Source organism: Salinibacter pepae (assembly GCF_947077775.1).
GTDB classification, from domain to species: domain Bacteria; phylum Bacteroidota; class Rhodothermia; order Rhodothermales; family Salinibacteraceae; genus Salinibacter; species Salinibacter pepae.
Genome location: NZ_CAMTTE010000001.1, coordinates 276,283 through 294,984 on the forward strand (window position 1 = coordinate 276,283; position 18,702 = coordinate 294,984).

An 18,702-nucleotide genomic window follows, 5' to 3' on the forward strand; every position below is an offset into this window, starting at 1 on the left:
GTGTGGAGCCCCCGCCCCGGCGGTCCAGAGCCGGCCAGGGGCCATCTCTCAGTCGAGCGTAAGGTACCGGGCGTTGACGGCGACAACCACGGGACTCAGGCTCATCAGGACGGCCCCGACCGCCGGACTCAGGAGAATGCCCACCGTGGCCAGTGCCCCCGCGGCCAACGGGAGGGCGACGACGCTATAGCCGGTGGCCACCACAGGTTTTGGATCATCTCGCGGCGGGCGGCCTGCGCGAGCCGGATCACGTCCACCGCCTCGCGCCGGTCGTTCTCCACGAGGACGATGTCGGCGGTCTCGACTGCCACATCGGCCGGGGCGAGGGCCGGGGCGTCGTTTACGCCGCCGCCCATTATGGCCACGAGCTTGCCTTCCGCCTGCAGCTGCGCGATCACGGCGCTCTTTTCGTCGGGCGGTACCTCCGCAATCACGGTGTCCAGGCTCAGCTCCTCCGCCACCCAGTGCGCACCGTTTCGACGTGGTGGGCGTGATGCCCCTCTCCGTCATGACCATGGCCGTGACCAGACCCCGAATGGGCGTAATCCGCGTGCGGACGCTCTTCGTCCGTGGCCGCTCGTCCGTAGCCGCTTTGCTTTGCGTCTCCATCGAACGTGCTGAGGTGTGTGCAACAAAACACGGACGCTCTCCTCAGGAGTGATTCGGGACCGCCTCCACGACCATCATACCCCAAATGAGGTCGAACCGGTAACGGAACTGGCGGTGTGTCGAAAAGTCGGCCTCGGCGAGCAGGGCCCGCATCTCGTCGAGCGTGTAGCAGTACTGGTAGGCCGGGTCGAGGTGAGGGAGCACGGCGTCCATGACGCGGCACGTCCAGACGTCGCGGCACCAGTCGAGCACAACCAGCCGCCCGCCGGGCCGGAGCACGCGGCGGGCCTCCGTCAGCACCTGCTCCGGGTGCGTAAAGTAGTGAAACGTATTGGCGCACACGGCCACGTCGAAGGCGTTGTCGCCGAAGGGGAGGTCGTGCACGTCGGCCTGCTCGAACCGAACGCCCGGCCGCCCGTCGAGCTTGGCCCGGGCCCGCTCCACCATCGCCGGGCTGAGGTCGACCCCCACGAGGGTCGCGTCCGGCTCTTCGTCCAGCACCCGCCACTCAAACGGCCCGGTGCCGCAGGCCAGGTCGAGCCCCCGCTCGCCCGCCGTCACGTCCGCCACCCGCTGCAGCACGGGGATCGTCTTGTTCACGTAGCGGGCCCAAAAGAGGTCGTAGACCGTCGCCCAGGCGTCGTACTGCGCGGGCACGGCCGGGTCCTGGCGAGGTGTGCGGTCGTGACTGTGGCTCACTGAAACACTGGGATTGGTTCAAGGAGTCGAAGGCTCGTTGTCATGCGGGGGGCGTTCGGGGGCAGCCCTATCTCGTCGTTTCGGCCCCGACAGGGTCCGCCGCTTCGTCGGTCCCCTCGGGCGTTTCCGCCCACCCGTTCCCAAACCATGCCCGGTTCACGAACACGTACGCCGCCGGCAGCACCACCAGCGTGAGGAGCGCGGCGCTGAAGAGCCCCCCCACCATTGGCGTCGCCAGCCGCTGCATCACCTGCGCCCCCGTCCCGGTCGAAGACATGAGCGGCAAGAGGCCGAAGAACGTCGTGAAGACCGTCATCAGGAGTGGGCGCACGCGCATGACGGCCCCCTCCTCCAGCGCCGCCCGCAGGGCATCGCGCGACGTGAGCCGGCCTTCCTCCCGGTACCGCGCAATCGCCTCGTCGAGGTAGACGAGCATCACCACGCCCGTCTCCGCCGCGAGGCCCGCCACGGCAATTACGCCCACCCCCACGGCGATGCTCATGTTGAACGCCAGCGCCCACATGAGCCACGCCGCCCCCACCAGGCAGAACGGCAGCAGCCCCAACAGGAGCGCCGACTTCGTGGCACTCCGAAAGTGCAGCAGGAGCAGCAGGAAAATGATGGCGAGCGTCACCGGCACCAGCAGTTGCAGGCGCTCGTTGGCCCGTTCCATGTACTGGTACTGCCCGCTCCACGTCAGCGAATAGCCCGCCGGGAGGTCCACGTTCTCCCGCACAACCTGCCGGGCCCGCTGCACGAACGAGCCGATGTCGGTGCCCTCCGACAGGTCCACGAACACCCACGCGTTGGGCCGCGCCTGCTCGCTCTTGATCATGGGCGGCCCCTCCACCCGCGCCAGCGTCGCCAGCTGCCCGAGGGGCACCTCGGCCCCCGTCGGCAGCGGCACGCGCACCTCGCGCAGGGCCGGCAGGTTGTCGCGCAGGCCGCGCGGGTAGCGCACGTTCACCGAGTAGCGCTCCAGCCCCTCCACGGTCGTCGTGACGGGCATGCCCCCTACCGCCGTCTGGATGATGTCCTGCACGTCGCCGGTCGTGAGCCCATAGCGCGCCGCCGCGGCCCGGTCCACGTCGATGTCCAGAAACGTGCCCCCCATCACCCGCTCGGCGTACACGGATTGCGTGCCGTCCAGCGGCGAGAGCGCCCCCTCCACCCGCTCGCCGATCCGCTCCAGCGTCCGCAGGTCCGCCCCGGCAATCTTGATGCCCACCGGCGTCTTGATGCCCGTCGCCAGCATGTCGGTGCGCGCCTCGATCGGCTGCGTCCACGCGTTCGTGAGGCCCGGGATCTGCAGCGACTGGTCCAGTGTGCTGATGAGTTTCTCCTTCGTCATCCCCTCGCGCCACTTGTGCTTCGGCTCCAGGATGATGGTCGTCTCCAGCATCGAGAGCGGCGCCGGGTCGGTGGCCGTCTCCGCACGGCCCGCCTTGCCGAAGACCGACTTCACCTCCGGAAAATCTGCGATGATCCGGTCGGTCTGCTGCAGCAGTTCCTTGGCCTTCTGCGGCGACACGCCCGGGAGCGTCGTCGGCATGTAGAGCACGTCGCCCTCGTTCAGCGGCGGCATAAACTCCGATCCGATCTGCGGAAACGGCACCACCGGCTCGCCAATCGTCATGCGCTGCAGGGGCAGGAACGTGATCCCCAGAATGAGCACGGCCCCCACCAGCACCGTCCCCGGCCACCGCAGCACGCGCCGAATCACCGGGCGGTAGACGCGAATGAAGAACCGGGCGATGGGATTCTCGTCCTCGCGCCGGATGCGGCCCTTCACGAACGTGACCATGAGCGCCGGCACCAGCGTCACCGCCAGGAGCGCGGCCGCCGCCATGGCAAACGTCTTTGTAAACGCCAGCGGCCGAAACAGCCGCCCCTCCACCTGCTGCAGCGTAAAGACCGGCAGGAAACTCACCGTCACGATCAACAGCGAAAAGAACAGACTCGGCCCCACCTCCTTCGCCGCCCGGATCACCGCCTCCACCCGCGTGGCATTATCGAGCTGCGAATTGCGAGTTTTGAATTCGGCGCCTCCGCCCATCCCTGGAATCCACTCCACAAAACGCCGCCACCCACCGCCCTCGTCGGCCCGCCCACCTTCAATCTGCCCACTTTCAACCTCTCCATCTTTACGCAACCGCTCGATGTGTTTGTGCGCATTCTCCACCATCACCAACGACGCGTCCACCATCACCCCGATCGCGATCGCAATCCCGCCCAGGCTCATCACGTTCGCGTTGATCCCGAGCAGATACATCACCAGCAGCGACACCACAATGCCCACCGGCACCGTCACCAGCGCCACGAATGCACTCCGCATGTGCAGCAGAAACAACATCACCACCACGGCCACCACCAGCATCTCCTCCGCCAGCTGCGTCGTGAGCGTACTGATGGCCCGTTCGATGAGCGGCCGCCGGTTGTACTCGGGCTCGATGTAAACGCCCTCCGGCAGACCCGGCTGTAGCTCCGCGATCCGCGCCTCCACCCGCTCGATCACCTCCATCGCGTTCTCGCCGGAGCGCATCACCACGATGCCGCCCACAACCTCGCCCTCCCCGTTCACGTCGGCAATGCCGCGCCGCAGCTCCGGCCCCGTCCGCACCCGCGCCACGTCGCCGATGGTGAGCGGCGTCCCCCGATCCGCCTGGAGGCCCACGCTCCGTATGTCGTCCATGCCCTCTAGGTACCCCTGCCCCCGCACCACGAACTCGCGCTCGCCCCTCTCCACGATCCGCCCGCCCACGTCCTGACTGGACCGCTTCAGCGCCCGCCGCACGTCCGCAATCGTCACGTCGTAGGCCGCCAGCTTCTGCGGATCGACCACCACCTGGTACTGCTTCTGAAAGCCGCCGACCGACGCAATCTCGGACACCCCCTGCACGCCCTGCAGCTCGTAGCGCAGGAAGAAGTCCTGAATCGACCGCAGTTCCGCCAGGTCGTGCCGCCCGGTGGTGTCGCGCACGGTGTACTGGTAGACCCAGCCCACCCCGCTTGCGTCCGGCCCCAGCGCCGGGGAGGCCGCGTCCGGCAGCTCCTCCTCGACCGTACTCAGCGACTCCAGCACCCGGCTCCGCGCCCAGTACAGATCCGTCCCGTCCTCAAAAATCACGTACACGAACGAGGTCCCGAACATCGAGTAGCCGCGCACGGTCTTCGCGTACGGCACCGACATGAGGGACGTCGTGAGCGGATACGTCACCTGCTCCTCCACCACCTTCGGCCCTTGGCCCGGGTACTCCGTCTTGATGATCACCTGCGTCGGCGAGAGGTCCGGAAACGCGTCCACCGGCATGTTGATGGTTGCCCACGTCCCCGCCGCCGCCACCAACAGCGCCATCAACGCCACCAGCAGCCGATTCCGGGCACTCCACTCAATGATTGATTTCAGCACAACGATGGACCAATTGAATCAATGAGCCAATGACCAATGAAGCGGCACTTAGTGCTGATGCCCGCCGCCCCCGCTGGACGTTGTGCTGTCTCCCATCGCCGCCAGTGCCCCGCTCAGCCGCGCCTCCGAATCGATCAGGAACTGCGCGCTCGTGACCACCCGCTCGGCCCCCTCCAGCCCGTGCAGCACCTGCGTCCGCCCGTTCGCCGAGAGGCCCGTCTGCACCGGCACCGGCCGGAAGCGCCCGTCCCCGAGCGCCGTGACCACAATCTCCCGCGTCCCACTGCTCACGATGGCGGATTCCGGCACCAGCGGCGTCGGCTCCGTCGTGCCCCCCGTTAACCGAACCGTCGCGTACATGCCCGGCTTCAGCGTCCGGTCCGGGTTCGGCACCGCAATGCGCGCCCGCACTGTACGGGTGTCGTCGTCCACCTCGTCGTAAATGTAGTCCACCCGCCCCGTCACCGTCCGCCCCGGATCGTACGGTAGCTCCACCTGCGCCCGACTGCCCACGTCAACCCACGACAGATCCTGCTCGTAGACGTCTACCGTGAGCCAGAGTGGATTTAGGCCAGTGATGTGGAGGAGCGTCTGTCCCGGCGAAAACTTCTCCCCCTCCGTGATCTGCTTCGTGGTGACGGTCCCGCTCGCGGGGGCGGTGACGGTCATCGTTCGCATCGGCGTGCGCGTCTCCCGCAACCGCTCAATCTGCTCCGCGGCGATGTCCCAGTAGTCGAGGCGCCGCCGGGCCGCGTCCACCAGCCGCTGGGCCCCCTCGTCGGCCTCCATCTTGTTGGCGGTCCGGAGCGCCGCCAGGTACTCCTCCTGCGTCGCCACCAGCTGCGGGCTGTAGAGCTCGAACAGCGGATCGCCCGCCTGCACCCGGGCGCCCTCGTAGCCCACGTGCAGCGTCTCCACCCAGCCGCCCACCTTCGGCGCCACCGCCGTCATCCGCCGCTCGCTCGCCTGAAACCGCCCGGTCGTGCGCACCGACCGCTCCAGAGACTCGACCGACACCGTCGCCGTCCGCACGCCGATGTTCTGCATCGTCACCGGCGAGATTTCGACCGTCCCCGCCTCCTGCCCGCCCACCGGCGTCCGCGTCAGGTCCATCCCGCAGATGGGACACGGCCCCGGCTCGTCACGCACAATGTCCGGATGCATCCCCCCCTGGTAGACGTAGCCGTCGCCGTCGGTGTCGTACGTCGCCAGCCCGGTCGCCAACCCGCCCCCGTCGCTGCGCGTGTCCATGCCGGTGGCCGAATCGCTCTCCATGTCCCTCTCGCCCGCCCCGGCGCTCTGCGCATGGGACGAGGGACGGGTCGGCGTCCCGACGAAATATGGCCCGCCGACCCACACCACGGCCCCGCCCCCGAGCGCAAGCCCCACAAGAAGGGCGTAGACGGCGATGGCTCCCTTGCTGGTGAACACAGATCGAACGTTCGACATAGCGACTCTCTGTTTTCGGAAAAACACGAAACCCCATTCTGGAATGAAGCCCCCCATCACTGCCCACCTCCGACCTTCCATTTTCTCACCTTCCCCCTTCACACCTTCTCACCTTGTCACTTTCAATTTTCCAACGTTCCCTCTTCCAATCTCCCATCTGCACATCTGCTCTCTCCAATGGAGGGTTACTCGCCCCCGTCAGCCAATCCCACCCGCCCCGCCGTCCGCTCCCATTCCGCCTGCGTGGTCAGCAGCCGCGCAAAGACCGACGCCCGCTGCAGCCGCAGTTGAAAGAGCGTCCGCTCCGCGTCGAGCAGGTCCAAAAAGTCGTTCTGCCCGGTGCGGTACCCGCTGAGCGACGTTTCGAGGGCCGTCTCGGCCTTGGGCAGCAGCGTCTCGTCCAGGAGCGTAAGCTGGCGCCGGTGCCGCTCGATCTGTTGCTGAAGGTCGGCCAGCCGGGTGCGTACCTCCAGGCGAAGGCCTTCAAGCTGCGTCTCCGCCCGCCGCCGCTCGATCCGGGCCTCCTGAATATTCGCCTCCTGCTTGCCGCGCCAGAGCGGCACTGTTACGCCCACGCTCAACGCCAGCGCGTCGCGCCCCGTCATGGTCGGGCCGAGGCCGCTGGCCCCGATGTCGAAATACTGCGCGCCGACGGTGAAGTCGGGCCACTGCTCCGTCTTCGCCAGCTCCGCCTCGCGCTCGGACTGCTGGATGCGGCGGCGGAGCTTCTCGGCCTCCGGCCGTCGGTCGAGGGCCTCGTCGGGGGCGGTGGACGGAAGATCGGGACGGGACGGAATCGCCACCTGCGTGTCGCGCTCCGCGAGGGCCGCCCGCCCCGTGAGGCGCGCCAGCGTCTGGAGGGCCGACTGCCGCTCGGCCGCCAGCCCTTCGAGGCGCGTTTGCAGGCGCTGCCGCTCAATCTGCGCCTTCAGAACGGCCGACTGCCCCTCCTCCCCGACCTCGTACTGCGCGATCGCCGCCCGCTCGAACTGCTCCAGGTCCGCCTGGAAACGGCGGATGGAATGCTCATGGGACTGCACGCGCACGAGGGTGTAGTAGGCCCGGCGGATGCGGAGGGCGAGGGTCTGTTCGAGGGCCTGGGCGTCGGCCCGCGCCACGTCCGCCCCGAGGTCGGCCACTTCGCGGCGTAGAGTCCTTTTGCCGGGAAACGGAATCGCCTGCTGCACGCGCCACTGCGTGCGCTGCTCCCCGCGGGCCGTCACGAGGGGAACCGGAAAGGCGGTGGCCCCCACGGTGGGGTCGGGGAGCGCCCCGGCCTGCGCCCCGCGCTGCGCCCGCGCCTCGGCCTTGAGGCGGGCGGCCTGCAGCGACGGGTTGCCGCGAGCCGCGGCGGCGAGCAACGAATCCAGACGAAGGGTTGGGGCCGCCGACGGGGCGGCAGACGTCGAATCAAGCAGGGCCGGGCGCACCGCATCGGGCTGCGGCTGCGCGGCGGCACACGGCCCCGCCAGCATCAGCATCGCGCCCACGGCGCTCGCCCAAAGCGAGCAACGAGACATAGATCGAGCACGGCATTGGGAATCGCGGACAGTGAGGACTCGCCCCGCCGGACGGCTGTTGTAGCCGCCAGAGGACGCCGATGCCGTGCTCAACTTAAGAAGGTGGCCGTCCAGACGTGCAGGCGGACGGGCAATGCAGGGTCGGGATCGAACTCTTGAGCCCAACCGGAATTGTCACGATCGGGGGCCGGGATCGATACGGACTCCTCACTGCGGAGCCGCGTGAGGTCGGCGGCCGCGCCGCGATCCGGCAGGCGCAGGTCCGGGGCGTCGGTCAACGACGCCACGGATACACAGCAGGCAATCCCGGCACAGTCGTCCTCACAGTCGGGGGACGATGACCGTGAATGGGTCTCGGCCTCGGTTTCCGCATGCATGGCAACGGCCTGTTGCAACGACGCTGTCATCTCCGCACACAGCCCCTGCAGGCCCGGGAGCACGCCGCCCAGCAGAAGCACCCCGCTCAGGAGCGCGGCCATCCAGCGATGTGTGGCGCGGTGTCGAGTCATATCGTGGGGCCGTAACCGACCGGCAGATAGGGGTTCCAGGTGAAGGGCCGGCCCGCCGCGTGCACCAATGGCAGAGGCCTCCAGAAAAAGGCCGCCAGACGTCAGTTGGTGGGGGCGGTGACCGTGAGGGCGCCTTCCATGCCGAGTTCGTAGTGCTTCTTCTCCCCGGTGGTCTCAAAGCAGGCGATGGTGTACGTTCCTGCCTTCTCGGGCGGAAGCGTGAACGTCATGGTGCCACTGCCCCCGGGCGGCAACTCGAAGACATTCTCGTGACTGCCTTCCTCTTCCTCGTGCTCTTCTTCACTCTCCTCGTGCCCCCCGGTCTGCTTGTTCTTCTCGATCGAGATGCCACTGAAAAGGTTCTGCTCGAAGCTGTCGTTGTCACTCGCAATCGTGTCGCCGACGACAAAGTAGTGCTCGACCGCTCCGGTGTTGGTGAACGCGAGCGTGACGTTCTGGCCAGCCGGGATGGTGAGGGTATCGGGCTGGTAGGCGAAGTCTTTCATCGCGACCTCGATCGTGTCGGTCAGCGTCGACGTCGTTGCACTGGGTGACGGGGGATCTGATGAGTGCCCGTCGCCGCCTCCGCAGCCAACGCCAACGGCGGTCATTCCCGCCAACAAGAGTGCGCCAACAAATCGCGTGACGGGAAGTCGAGTCATCGTAGGGGGGTGTTCGAATTGATTCTCGTTTGCGTGAGCGCAGTGGGACACACTGGGGTGGGGAAAATCTGGTTCCGAAAGCGGCGTCCGTCGGGAATGACTCGACCAGTCTTTTAGAAGTCGCGACGCTCGTCCCCACGACCCGGCAGGATGCCTTTCCGCATCGACCTACGCCGCGGCCGGGACGGTCGTCCCCGTGGCGGACGCATCCTCCCCCACAGCCGCCTCCAGGCGCCGCAGCCGCAGCGCATTGCCCACCACAAAGAGGTCGGAGAACACCATTGCGAGCGCCGCGAGGGCGGGCGACAGCAGGAGGCCGAATGCCGGGTAGAGCACACCCGCCGCCACCGGAATCAGGAGCACGTTGTACGCGAAGGCCCAGAACAGATTCTGCTTGATGTTGCGGAGCGTGTGCGTCGACAGGTGAACCGCGTTCGGCACGCCGCGCAGGTCGCCGGACATCAGCACGATGTCGCCGCTCTCGATGGCCACGTCGGTGCCGGTGCCGATGGCGATCCCCACATCGGCCTGGGCGAGGGCGGGCGCGTCGTTGATGCCATCGCCCACAAACGCGACCGTCTGGCCCTGCTCCTGAAAGGCCGTGATGGCCGCGGCCTTCTCGTCGGGCAGCACCTCGGCCTGCACGCGGTCGATGCCGAGCTCGCGAGCGATGGCCTGCGCCGTCCGCTCGTCGTCGCCCGTAATCATGGCGACCTCGATGCCGAGCGTGTGCAGCGCGTCGAGCGCGGCGGGCGTGGAGTCCTTGATGGGGTCGGCCACCGCGACGACCGCCGCCAGCGTGCCGTCTACGGCCACGTAGAGGGGCGTCTTGGCGGCGTCCGCCAGGTCGTTGGCCGTGGCCTGCTGCCCGTCGAGTGCCACGTCCAGTCGGTCCATCAGCCGCTCGGCCCCAATGGCGACGGTGCGGCCGTCGACGGTCGCCTGCACGCCGTGGCCGGGGATGGCGTCGAAGTCGGCGGCGTCCGGCCAATCGACCCCCTGCTCCTCCGCCCGTGTGACCAGCGCCTCCCCAATCGGGTGCTCCGATTGCGACTCGACAGCAGCGATCCAGCGGAGCAGGTCGTCTTCCTCGAAACCGTTTTGCGGCCGGAAATCCGTGACCTCGGGGGTTCCCTTCGTGAGGGTCCCCGTCTTGTCGAGCGCCACGAGGTCGGCGGTGTGGAGCGCCTGTAGCGCCTCGCCCTCGCGGACGTAGACACCCAGCTCGGCGGCCCGCCCCGTCCCCACCATCACCGAGATCGGCGTGGCGATGCCCATCGCGCAGGGACACGCAATGATAAGGACGGATACGGCGGACACCAGGGCGTATGTGAGCACCGGGTCCGGCCCCCATACCATCCAGACGCCAAAGGTGAGGGCGGCCGTCGCCAGGACGAACGGGACGAAGACCCGGACCACCCGGTCGGCAAGTGACTGAATCGGCGGGGCCGAGCCCTGCGCCTGCTCCACCATCTCCACGATCTGGGAGAGCACCGTCTCCTCCCCCACGCGGGTCGCCTTGAAGGTGAAGCTCCCGGTCTTGTTGAGCGTGCCGCCCACCACCTCGTCGCCCTCCGCCTTGCTCACCGGATCGGGCTCCCCGGTCACCATCGACTCGTCGACGTACGAAGAGCCATCAATCACCTCGCCGTCCACCGGCACCTTCGCGCCGGGCCGCACGCGGATCACGTCGCCCGGCCCCACCTCGCGCACGTCCACCTCTTCTTCCTCCCCGTCGCGCACCACGCGGGCGGTGGTGGCCTGCAGGTCGAGCAGCGCTCGAATCGCGTCACTCGCACGGCCCTTGGCCAACGCCTCCATGTAGTTGCCCGCCAGAATCAGCGTGATGATGACGGCCGCCGCCTCGTAGTACACGTGCACGGTTCCCTCGGGAAGCACCTGCGGCAGAAACGTCGCCACGACCGAGTAGCCGTACGCCGCCGAGGTCCCAATCATGACGAGCGTATTCATGTCCGGACTTCCGTTCTTGAGCGCGGGCCAGCCGTGCCGGTAGAAGTATCGGCCCGGCCCGAACATGACAACCGACGTCAGGGCAAACAGCACGTAGTACAGCGTCTGGGTGGACACCTGATCGGTGATCCAGGCCTCCATCGTCGGGATGTGCATGAAGCCCATCTCCAACACGAATACCGGAAGCGCGAAGGCCAGCGCCCGGAGGAACCGCTGCCTCATCGACCGCTGCTCGTCTTCTCGGGCCTGGTTCTCCACGTCGGCACGGTCGCCCCCGTCTTCCGTCCCGCCCCCCTCGTAGCCGGCGTCGCGAATGGCCTGCGTGAGGTCCGTGCGCTCGGTTGCCCCCGGCACGTAGCGCACCGTGGCACGGTCGGTGGCGAGATTCACGGTCGCCTCCAGCACCCCCTCCACCGCGTTGAGGGCGTCTTCGACGCGGGAGACGCACGAGGCGCAGGTCATCCCCTGCACCGTGAGGGCCGTTTCGGCGGTGCGCACCTCGTAGCCACTGTCGGCGACGGCCTGCGCCAAGTTCTCAACCGGCACCCGTCGCCCCTTCTGAAGCCCCACTTGAGCCCGCTCGGTGGCAAAGTTGACACGGGCCTCCGCCACCCCATCAACACCCGCGAGCCCCCCCTCCACGCTCTTCGCGCAGGAGGCGCACGACATGCCCTTTATGGGCAGGGTCAGGCGCTCTTCTCGCTCCCCGGAGGAATGGCCCTCCTGATGTTCGGAAGGGACCGGCTCGGCCGCACAGGCGTCCCCCTCGGCGGATGGGGCGTGGGGGGGAGCGTCTGGTGGCGACGTCTCGGTCTCGGGAGAAGGATGGCTCATGGATTAAACTGGGGCCCGTTTGTCAGCGTGTGAGGCGCTTCTTTATAGGGTACCCCCCTATACCACAAGCAGACCAGTCAGGTTTCAATTGCACCCGAGTTCCGCGGGCCGCGTCCTCGGGGCGTGCCAAGAACCCGTACAGTCCGGAACCCCGGCGCAGGAGCGCCAATAGAGCATCCCGTCGTCGCGCCTGGGCCCTCCGGCGCCCATGGTCGACGTCTCCCCCCGATCGGTTTCTTTTCGCCCATCTGTCCGTCGTCATGATTGAAGTCACAATTCTCAACGCCCAAGAGCTCGCTCGCCGCCAGATGGGGGCCCGTGCCGCTCAAGCCTCCGGGGCCGGGGTCGACATCGAATCGGCCGTCCGGAACCAGATGGCCGATCACCTGGAGGAGGGATTTCAGAGCCGCGGCATCGAGGCCTACGTCGACACGAAGGGGGCCCGGAAATTGGAGATCACCGTTGAGGACGCCACGGAAGCCGCGTGGCAGCAGGGATACCTTGCCTGGCTGGTCGCCAAGTTCGTCCCGAGCACCGTCGAGCAGAACCTTGCCCCGGAGGTTCGCGATCGCCTCAACGACCAGGGCATCGAGGCGGAGGTCGAGGTAGAATAGTCCGCCGCTTCCCAACTGTGCCGCGAGATCCCGTCGATAGACCAGGCGATCCCCTTTCGGTGGCCGTTCCGCTCCGTCCGGACCTCTCATCTCGCCTGGAGACCGAGGAGTGGATGGATGATTTTTCGATCGCGGACGCTCGTCTCACGCGGGCCCTCCGCGACCTCCGACGCATCAACCGGCTGCTCGGAGGGTACCGGGCCACGGATCACGTCCTCGACCCGGCGCTCAGGCACCACGAACGCCTCCGTCTGCTGGACGTGGGGTGCGGGAGCGGAGACCACTTGGTCCACCTGGCCCGGCGAGGCGAGCGCTTCGGGTGCACCCTGGACCTCATCGGCGTTGACGCCAACCCCGTCACGGTGGGCCATGCCCGGGCCCATCTGGACCAACACCTGCCCCCCCGTCTTCGGGACCGGGTCCGTGTCGAGATCGGGGACGCCCAGGCCCTTTCCCACGATGCCGGGGCCGTCGACATCGCCCACGCGGCCCTGTTTCTGCATCACTTTCACGGCCCCTCGGCGGTCCGGGTGCTCTCGGAGATGCAGCGGGTGGCCCGGTACGGCCTTCTCGTAAACGACCTCCACCGGCACCTCCTCGCCTATGTGGGAATCTGGGGCCTCAGCCGCGCCCTCGGGCTCGCCCCGATGGTGCAGCACGACGGGCCCGTGTCCGTCCGGCGTGGGTTTCGTCGGGCGGACCTCCACACCCTCGCCCGGGACGCCCGGCTGCCCGCCCCAACCGTCCGGTGGCATTGGGCCTTCCGGTGGACCCTGTCGACGCTCGACCTCGACGCATGACGGCCCCGCGCCGAAAGACGTTTCCATTCTGTGACGGACGGGTCCGCGGCCGTCGGGAGCCAACCGGCCGGTTGCCAGTTGCTTCAATCCATTGCCATTCGCAACCAACATCCTTTCATGCCCTACGATGCGCTCGTAATTGGCGGCGGCCTATCGGGGTGCAGCACCGCACTCCAACTGGCCCGCGAGGGCCACGACGTGCTTCTGGCCGAGCAGTCAACCTACCCGCGCCAGAAACTGTGTGGGGAGTTCTTGTCGCCGGAAGCGCAGTCCTCGTTCCGACGCCTCGGCGTGCTCGACGACGTTCGCGCCGCGGGGGCGAAACCCATCGGACGGACGTGCCTGACCACCTCCAGCGGCGCCTCAACGTCCCACTCTCTTCCCAATGCGGCCCTTGGCTTTAGCCGCTACCGGCTCGATCAACTGCTCTTCCAAAAGGCCTGCACGACGGGGGTCGAAGGCCGCCCCGGGACCCGGGTTACAAACATCCGTGGCAGTCTCCGGGACGGGTTCGTAGCAAGCGTCGGTGGAGACCCTGTAGAGGCCCGTCTCGTGCTGGGGGCGCACGGCCGCCGGAGTCGACTGGACCGGTCGTTGGAACGGCCCTTTCTGTCGGAAACCACGCCGTACGTGGCCTTCAAGGCCCACTACGCCGGCCCCGCCGCGGCGGACCTGGAGAACACGATTGAGCTTCATAGCTCCTCGGGCGCGTACTGCGGACTGTCTCCGGTTGAGGGGGACCGCATCAACGTCTGTTGGATCGGGCGCACCGACGCCCTCAAGGACGCCGGCGGATCGCCCGAGGGCATGCTCAACACCACCCTCCGCCAGAACCCGGCCTTCGACGAGCGGCTCAGCGGACTGACGCGTGTCAGCGACCGCTTCGAGGCGGTGAGCCAGGTCCCCCTCATGCCGAAATCCCGGTTCGCAGATGACGTGTGCATGATCGGAGACGCCGCGGGCATGATTGCCCCGCTCTGCGGCGACGGGATGGCGATGGCGCTCCGGACCGCGGATCTCGTGAGTCCGCTGGCATCCGACTTTCTCAACGGACGGCATCCGGCCCGCGCGTTCCGGTCGAGCTACAAGACCGCCTGGACCGACACGTTCGGCCAACGCATGCGGTTGGGGCGGTGGATCCACGCGGCGGCGTTTCGTCCAGGGGCCGCCTGGGCCCTGGTCCAGAGCTGTCGGCTGCTTCCGCCGCTCGCGCAGTGGATCATCCGTAGCACCCGGGGGCGGCAGGGGGCCCTCGCCGGTGCGGGGGCGCCGTGATGAACCCGGTGCTCCGAGCGAAATGAATGTCGCGCACAGGCCCGACCGTTCTACCGGGCCGCCGCACGACGAAGGCGGTCGTTGAGCGCCCGCCCCAGTCCGCTGGGCGGTACGGTCTGGGCGTAGATGACCTCAACCTCGTTCTCGTCACAGGTCCGAAAGATATGGAAGAGGTCGTGGGCGTAGGCCCTCACGCTCTCCTCGACATACACGGTCCCGAGGGCGTCCGGATGGGGAGGCCCATCGAGCCCGACGTACGCGTGGCGCTCCCCGGAGACGGCCTCCGAGGGATCCTCGACGAGCCGCACCTGGGCGGACGGCGCGTAGTGCCGGTGGCGCGTGCCCGGGCTCCGCGCGCTTCCCTCCGCGTCCGAGGAGGGCACCTGCACGGCCCCCAGGGCGCGACGGAGGGACTCGACCGTCACGGCCCCGGGGCGAAGCACCGTGGCGGGGGCTGTGGTGCAGTCCACGACCGTCGACTCAACCCCGGCGTCCGTGCGCCCGCCCTGCAGGATGCAGTCGATGCGCCCCGCCAGGTCGTGCTCTACGGCCTCCCAGCTCGTCGGGCTCGGCCGGCCCGACCGGTTGGCCGACGGCGCCGGCACCGGCGTGTCGCACGCCTCCAGAAAAGACTGCGTCAGCGGCAGCCGCGGGATGCGGACCCCCACTGTCTCGAGCCCCGCCGTGACGACCGAGGGGAGGTCCTCATGCTTGGGCAGAACGAGGGTCAGGGGGCCCGGGGCGAAGGCATCCAGGAGGTGCTGCGCGACAGAGGGGACGCGGGCCGCCACCTGCCCAATCTGGTCCCGGCGTCGGAGATGGACGATCAGCGGATTGTCGGCCGGACGGCCCTTGGCCTCAAAGATGCGCCGCACGGCGTCCGGCTGGAAGACGTCCGCCCCGAGCCCGTAGACCGTTTCGGTGGGAAAGGCGACCAGCTCGCCGCGGCGAAGGCGAGCGGCTGCCTCCGTGGGAGAAGTCGTGCGTGTGGTTGCCACAGGAAAAACCAACAGCGAGTTCGAGACGACTGCCCGGGCGGGCACTACCGATGCGGTTGACTTTCCTCCCCATCTTCTCTTAGCATCGAAGAGACGCATCTTTCCGACCCGGCCCTCGTTCCCATGCCCTCCGACCCGACCTCTCGTGGTGAGCAAACGTCTACGCCAGAGCTTGCCTTGGGCCCAGCGCCGAGCCGTTCGGAGGTGACAAGCACCCTCACCGAGGCCGCCCGTCGGGTTTTGCGGCGCCGGTTTCGGGTGGTGCTGCTCATCCGGGATGCCTATGCCCACCTAGAGGCCAACACCGACGCCCTCACGGCCGTGTGGACGGATCTGCAGGCGGCCCTCCGCCTTCTGGTGGCCTGGACGCGCCGGTCGTACCGAAAGGTTTCCACGACGTCTCTGGTGCTTCTGGTGGCCGCCCTCCTGTACTTCGTCGCCCCAATCGACGCCATTCCCGACCCCCTTGGGGCCCTCGGGTTCGTCGACGACCTTGCCGTCGTTCAGACGGCCGTGGAGACGGTGCGCGACGAGCTGGATCAGTTCCGCAACTGGGAGGCGAGACAGCGCCTTCCGGCATCGTCGTAGCCCCCGCGCCCTTCTCCATCCGAGCCCACGGCCGTTTATGTTTACCTACATCCTCCTCGCCCTGATCGCCGGGCTTCTCACCGGGGTGCTGATCGCCTGGTACCGTCGCAACAACTAGCCTCCCCGTGCTAGGGGACGATCCGCTCCCCATCCTCGTCCTCCACGATCAGTGCATCCACCGGACACAGGGCCGCTGCTTCCTCCAAGCGTCCCTGTTCAATGTCAGGCGTTTCGTCCTGAAAGTCGACGATGTTGTCTTCCCGGATCACGTAAATCTCGGGCGCGATGTTCGTGCAGTTGCCCGATCCAATGCAGAGGGTACGATCGATGCGAACCGTCTGGCCGCTGATTTCTCGTTCGCGGGTGTCAGCCATGCTTCTGAGGGTGGGTATCAAGATGCTAGAACAGAGTGGATTTCCCGTTCCAGTGCCACGGGCGGCGCCCCCGCACGTTCCCCTTTTGCCGCGTTTCGTCGCGCGTCGTTTCGTCGCGCGTCTCACGAGGAGCGAGGGGCTTTGCGGAGGAATCCGTCCGCCCCTCACGGGTTAGGAGCTCGCGTCAACGCCCCCCGAGTCCGACGAGGCGCCGCTGGCCTCTGCGTCCCCGTCCAGGCCGAGCGTCTCGTCGAGGATATTGCCCGCAATCTGAATGAAGTCATGCTCGGTAATGATGCCGACCAGTCGGTTCTCGCGCACCACGGGCAGGGCCCCGATTTCGTGCTCACGCATGAGCTCCACGGCCTCCAGGGTCGGGCGGTCCGGGGACACCGAGATGGGATCCTCGACCATAATCTCTCCCACCGGCACGCCGCCCTCCGGCTGCTCGGTCCGTTCGGCCATGTGGCGGAGAAGGGTGCGGTGGCTCACGAGTCCCACGAGCCGGTGCTCTTCGTCCTCCACGAGGACATGGCGGATCTTTTGCCAGTCCATCAGCCGTGCCACAAACTCGATCGATTCCTTCTCGTGCACGGTGAAGGGATCCGTGGTCATGTAGGCCTCTACGTTCGTTTCCTGCATGCCGGTCGGGGTGTACCCCTCCTCGAGGGTCGCCAGGGACCACTCGTGGACCGGGTGCCCCTCCTTCTGACGCTCCACCATCCCCCGCGTGAGCGCCCCGAGGCGCTCGGCCCGCGACCCGACCTCCTCCATGCGGGCCAGGGAGTCGAGCTGCCACTGCGCTCCGGTCTGCTGGGTTTCTACGCGTTTCTGGATGACCCCGAGGTACCGATCAATGTCCGACGACGCAATGTCGGAGGTTCGGAGGCCCTCCTCCGCCAGCGGGATGAGGGTGTCGAGAATCAGCTCGTGGGCCGGGCGGTTGCTGCCGTCCAGCCACGTAAACTGGGAGGCCAGGCCGCTCCGGGCGGCCGCGTTGAAGTTGTATCGGGCCTCATAGAAGTCGATGTGCTCGGACACGTCGCGGTACTCGTGGGCCAGCCCCGCCACGAGCCCGTACCAGAAGACCGCGTTTGCGATCTCGTCGATGACGGTTGGGCCGGACGGCAACACCCGATTCTCGATCCGCAGGTGGGGCTTCCCGTCGGTGATGCCGTAGCAGGCGCGGTTCCAGCGATACACGGTGCCGTTGTGGAGCTGCAGGGCCTTGAGATTGGGCACCCTCCCTGCCTCCAGCGCCTCCAGCGAGTCCTCACCCAGCTCCGTCGTCAGGAGCACCCGGAAGCGGGAGATGTCCTGCTTGAAGATTTCCATCACCGACTCGTCCACCCAGTCCGTGCCGAAGTGCACGCGGGGGCTCATCTCTCGCAGGTATAGGTTGGTCGACCGCGTATCGACGGCCTGCTGGAAGAGCGCAATCCGGGTCTCGCGCCAGAGCCGCTTGCCGAAGAGGAGCGGCGAGTTGGTGGCCGCGGCGAGGCATGGGGCCGCCACCACCTGGGCAATGTTGTAGTAGCGCGGAAACTCCTCCGGCGACACCTGGAAGTGCGTCTGGAAGCTCGTGTTGCACCCCTCCAGCATGATGGAGTCGTGCTTCACGAACAGCTCGTCGATGCCGCGGATCTGATACTGCCCCGCCCCGCCCCGCAACCGGGAGATGGCGTCGTTAAGGGCGTAGTAGCGCGGCCGAGGGGTCATGTAGTCCATTGCGAAGTCCGACAGGTGGGCCGTGGGCAGGATGCCCGTGAGGGCAATCTCACTGTCCACCTGTTGCGTGAGGCCCCGCACTGTCTCGACCAGCTCGGACGTCGACGCCTCCATCTGCTGGAAGCAGTCTCCCCCAAACCGAAGCGGGTCCATGTTGAACTCCACGTTGTACCGCGTCAGCTCCGTGACGATGCGCTCGTCGGTGTTTCGCTCGAGGACCTCTTCGATGACGGGCGCCGGGTCGCCCCGCTCGTCCACCATGAAGAGCTCCTGCTCGGCCCCGATGCGGCGCGTTCCGCTCTCAAACATGTCCTCGTGGAGCATGAGCTCCAGCGCCCGGACATCCCGCATCAGGTGATTTGTAAACTTGCGGAGCTTGGAGGGCTCAGCGTCCCGGCGTACGTTGTGTTCACCCATGAGTGAGTATGAGGTCTTGTTGGCTACAAAACGACGCACCCCACCGGACTCGTCGGCCGGAAGGAGTTCCCAAATTTGGCGCAGGGCGTTCGGACACTGGCTGCAAGGTAGAAACGGTTCCTTGTCATTATCAAATCAAAATGAACCACGTCCGTGCCGCGCCCGTCGAAATGCAGGGTCTCATGGCCCCCAGGTCTGTATCCCGTTCGCATTGTCCCTCCCTCCACGCGTGGACGTTCGTTTGCC

16 protein-coding genes are annotated in these 18,702 nt (G+C 67.4%); 5 read left to right on the forward strand and 11 right to left on the reverse strand.

The window, feature by feature from the left end:
• Nucleotides 1-48: 48 nt before the first annotated feature.
• The gene (locus OJA40_RS15345; protein ID WP_208426672.1) at nt 49-201 is read right to left on the reverse strand and encodes a hypothetical protein; all 153 of its coding nucleotides are present in this window, start codon (nt 199-201) and stop codon (nt 49-51) included.
• A gap of 8 nt (nt 202-209) precedes the next feature.
• Between OJA40_RS15345 and OJA40_RS15350 the strand changes: the two genes are divergently transcribed.
• Entirely contained in the window at nt 210-494 is a 285-nt protein-coding gene (locus tag OJA40_RS15350) for a hypothetical protein (RefSeq protein WP_263809838.1), read from the forward strand.
• Between the two features lie 157 nt (nt 495-651).
• Here OJA40_RS15350 and OJA40_RS01225 read toward each other — a convergent pair whose 3' ends face one another.
• The 7 genes from OJA40_RS01225 to OJA40_RS01255 form a co-directional block, all read right to left on the reverse strand.
• A complete protein-coding gene (locus OJA40_RS01225) occupies nt 652-1,308 on the reverse strand; it encodes a class I SAM-dependent methyltransferase (protein ID WP_208426657.1) in 657 nt (218 codons plus the stop codon).
• A gap of 67 nt (nt 1,309-1,375) precedes the next feature.
• Entirely contained in the window at nt 1,376-4,717 is a 3,342-nt protein-coding gene (locus tag OJA40_RS01230) for an efflux RND transporter permease subunit (RefSeq protein ID WP_263809839.1), read from the reverse strand.
• 48 nt (nt 4,718-4,765) lie between these two features.
• Complete coding sequence (locus tag OJA40_RS01235) at nt 4,766-6,166, reverse strand: efflux RND transporter periplasmic adaptor subunit (RefSeq protein WP_208426656.1); 1,401 nt, start codon at nt 6,164-6,166, stop codon at nt 4,766-4,768.
• Between the two features lie 185 nt (nt 6,167-6,351).
• Nucleotides 6,352-7,686: a TolC family protein gene (locus tag OJA40_RS01240; protein ID WP_263809840.1), complete on the reverse strand. Its 1,335-nt coding sequence runs from the start codon at nt 7,684-7,686 to the stop codon at nt 6,352-6,354.
• A gap of 89 nt (nt 7,687-7,775) precedes the next feature.
• The gene (locus OJA40_RS01245; protein ID WP_208425514.1) at nt 7,776-8,195 is read right to left on the reverse strand and encodes a hypothetical protein; all 420 of its coding nucleotides are present in this window, start codon (nt 8,193-8,195) and stop codon (nt 7,776-7,778) included.
• Between the two features lie 101 nt (nt 8,196-8,296).
• Nucleotides 8,297-8,806, reverse strand: a complete 510-nt coding sequence (locus OJA40_RS01250; RefSeq protein WP_263809841.1) for a cupredoxin domain-containing protein — start codon at nt 8,804-8,806, stop codon at nt 8,297-8,299.
• 219 nt (nt 8,807-9,025) lie between these two features.
• Nucleotides 9,026-11,662 (reverse strand): heavy metal translocating P-type ATPase, encoded by a 2,637-nt coding sequence (locus tag OJA40_RS01255; RefSeq protein WP_263808081.1) that lies wholly within the window; start codon nt 11,660-11,662, stop codon nt 9,026-9,028.
• Between the two features lie 260 nt (nt 11,663-11,922).
• Here OJA40_RS01255 and OJA40_RS01260 point away from each other — a divergent pair, with 260 nt between their 5' ends.
• From OJA40_RS01260 to OJA40_RS01270, 3 genes are all read left to right on the forward strand, one after another.
• Entirely contained in the window at nt 11,923-12,276 is a 354-nt protein-coding gene (locus tag OJA40_RS01260; RefSeq protein WP_103016893.1) for a hypothetical protein, read from the forward strand.
• A gap of 59 nt (nt 12,277-12,335) precedes the next feature.
• On the forward strand, nt 12,336-13,076 hold the full coding sequence (locus OJA40_RS01265; RefSeq protein WP_208425517.1) for a methyltransferase domain-containing protein: 741 nt from the start codon (nt 12,336-12,338) through the stop codon (nt 13,074-13,076).
• Between the two features lie 117 nt (nt 13,077-13,193).
• Nucleotides 13,194-14,351 (forward strand): NAD(P)/FAD-dependent oxidoreductase, encoded by a 1,158-nt coding sequence (locus tag OJA40_RS01270; protein WP_208425518.1) that lies wholly within the window; start codon nt 13,194-13,196, stop codon nt 14,349-14,351.
• Between the two features lie 50 nt (nt 14,352-14,401).
• On the opposite strand, the gene OJA40_RS01275 is transcribed toward OJA40_RS01270, so the two are convergent.
• Entirely contained in the window at nt 14,402-15,349 is a 948-nt protein-coding gene (locus OJA40_RS01275) for an L-threonylcarbamoyladenylate synthase (RefSeq protein ID WP_263808082.1), read from the reverse strand.
• A gap of 204 nt (nt 15,350-15,553) precedes the next feature.
• Between OJA40_RS01275 and OJA40_RS01280 the strand changes: the two genes are divergently transcribed.
• Nucleotides 15,554-15,937 carry a YkvA family protein gene (locus OJA40_RS01280; RefSeq protein ID WP_263808084.1) on the forward strand — a complete coding sequence of 128 codons (384 nt, stop codon included), beginning with the start codon at nt 15,554-15,556 and terminating at the stop codon, nt 15,935-15,937.
• Nucleotides 15,938-16,065: 128 nt separating this feature from the next.
• On the opposite strand, the gene OJA40_RS01285 is transcribed toward OJA40_RS01280, so the two are convergent.
• The gene (locus tag OJA40_RS01285; protein ID WP_103016888.1) at nt 16,066-16,311 is read right to left on the reverse strand and encodes a ferredoxin; all 246 of its coding nucleotides are present in this window, start codon (nt 16,309-16,311) and stop codon (nt 16,066-16,068) included.
• 171 nt (nt 16,312-16,482) lie between these two features.
• Nucleotides 16,483-18,456 carry a CBS domain-containing protein gene (locus tag OJA40_RS01290; RefSeq protein ID WP_208425522.1) on the reverse strand — a complete coding sequence of 658 codons (1,974 nt, stop codon included), beginning with the start codon at nt 18,454-18,456 and terminating at the stop codon, nt 16,483-16,485.
• Nucleotides 18,457-18,702: the final 246 nt, after the last annotated feature.

Bases quoted from the DNA above. Each gene is read 5' to 3' on its own strand.
- OJA40_RS01235 (WP_208426656.1), bottom strand. From the start codon at position 6,166: ATGTCGAACGTTCGATCTGTGTTCACCAGCAAGGGAGCCATCGCCGTC.
- OJA40_RS01240 (WP_263809840.1), bottom strand. From the start codon at position 7,686: ATGTCTCGTTGCTCGCTTTGGGCGAGCGCCGTGGGCGCGATGCTGATG.
- OJA40_RS01245 (WP_208425514.1), bottom strand. From the start codon at position 8,195: ATGACTCGACACCGCGCCACACATCGCTGGATGGCCGCGCTCCTGAGC.
- OJA40_RS01250 (WP_263809841.1), bottom strand. From the start codon at position 8,806: ATGACCGCCGTTGGCGTTGGCTGCGGAGGCGGCGACGGGCACTCATCA.
- OJA40_RS01255 (WP_263808081.1), bottom strand. From the start codon at position 11,662: ATGAGCCATCCTTCTCCCGAGACCGAGACGTCGCCACCAGACGCTCCC.
- OJA40_RS01260 (WP_103016893.1), top strand. From the start codon at position 11,923: ATGATTGAAGTCACAATTCTCAACGCCCAAGAGCTCGCTCGCCGCCAG.
- OJA40_RS01270 (WP_208425518.1), top strand. From the start codon at position 13,194: ATGCCCTACGATGCGCTCGTAATTGGCGGCGGCCTATCGGGGTGCAGC.
- OJA40_RS01285 (WP_103016888.1), bottom strand. From the start codon at position 16,311: ATGGCTGACACCCGCGAACGAGAAATCAGCGGCCAGACGGTTCGCATC.
- OJA40_RS01290 (WP_208425522.1), bottom strand. From the start codon at position 18,456: ATGGGTGAACACAACGTACGCCGGGACGCTGAGCCCTCCAAGCTCCGC.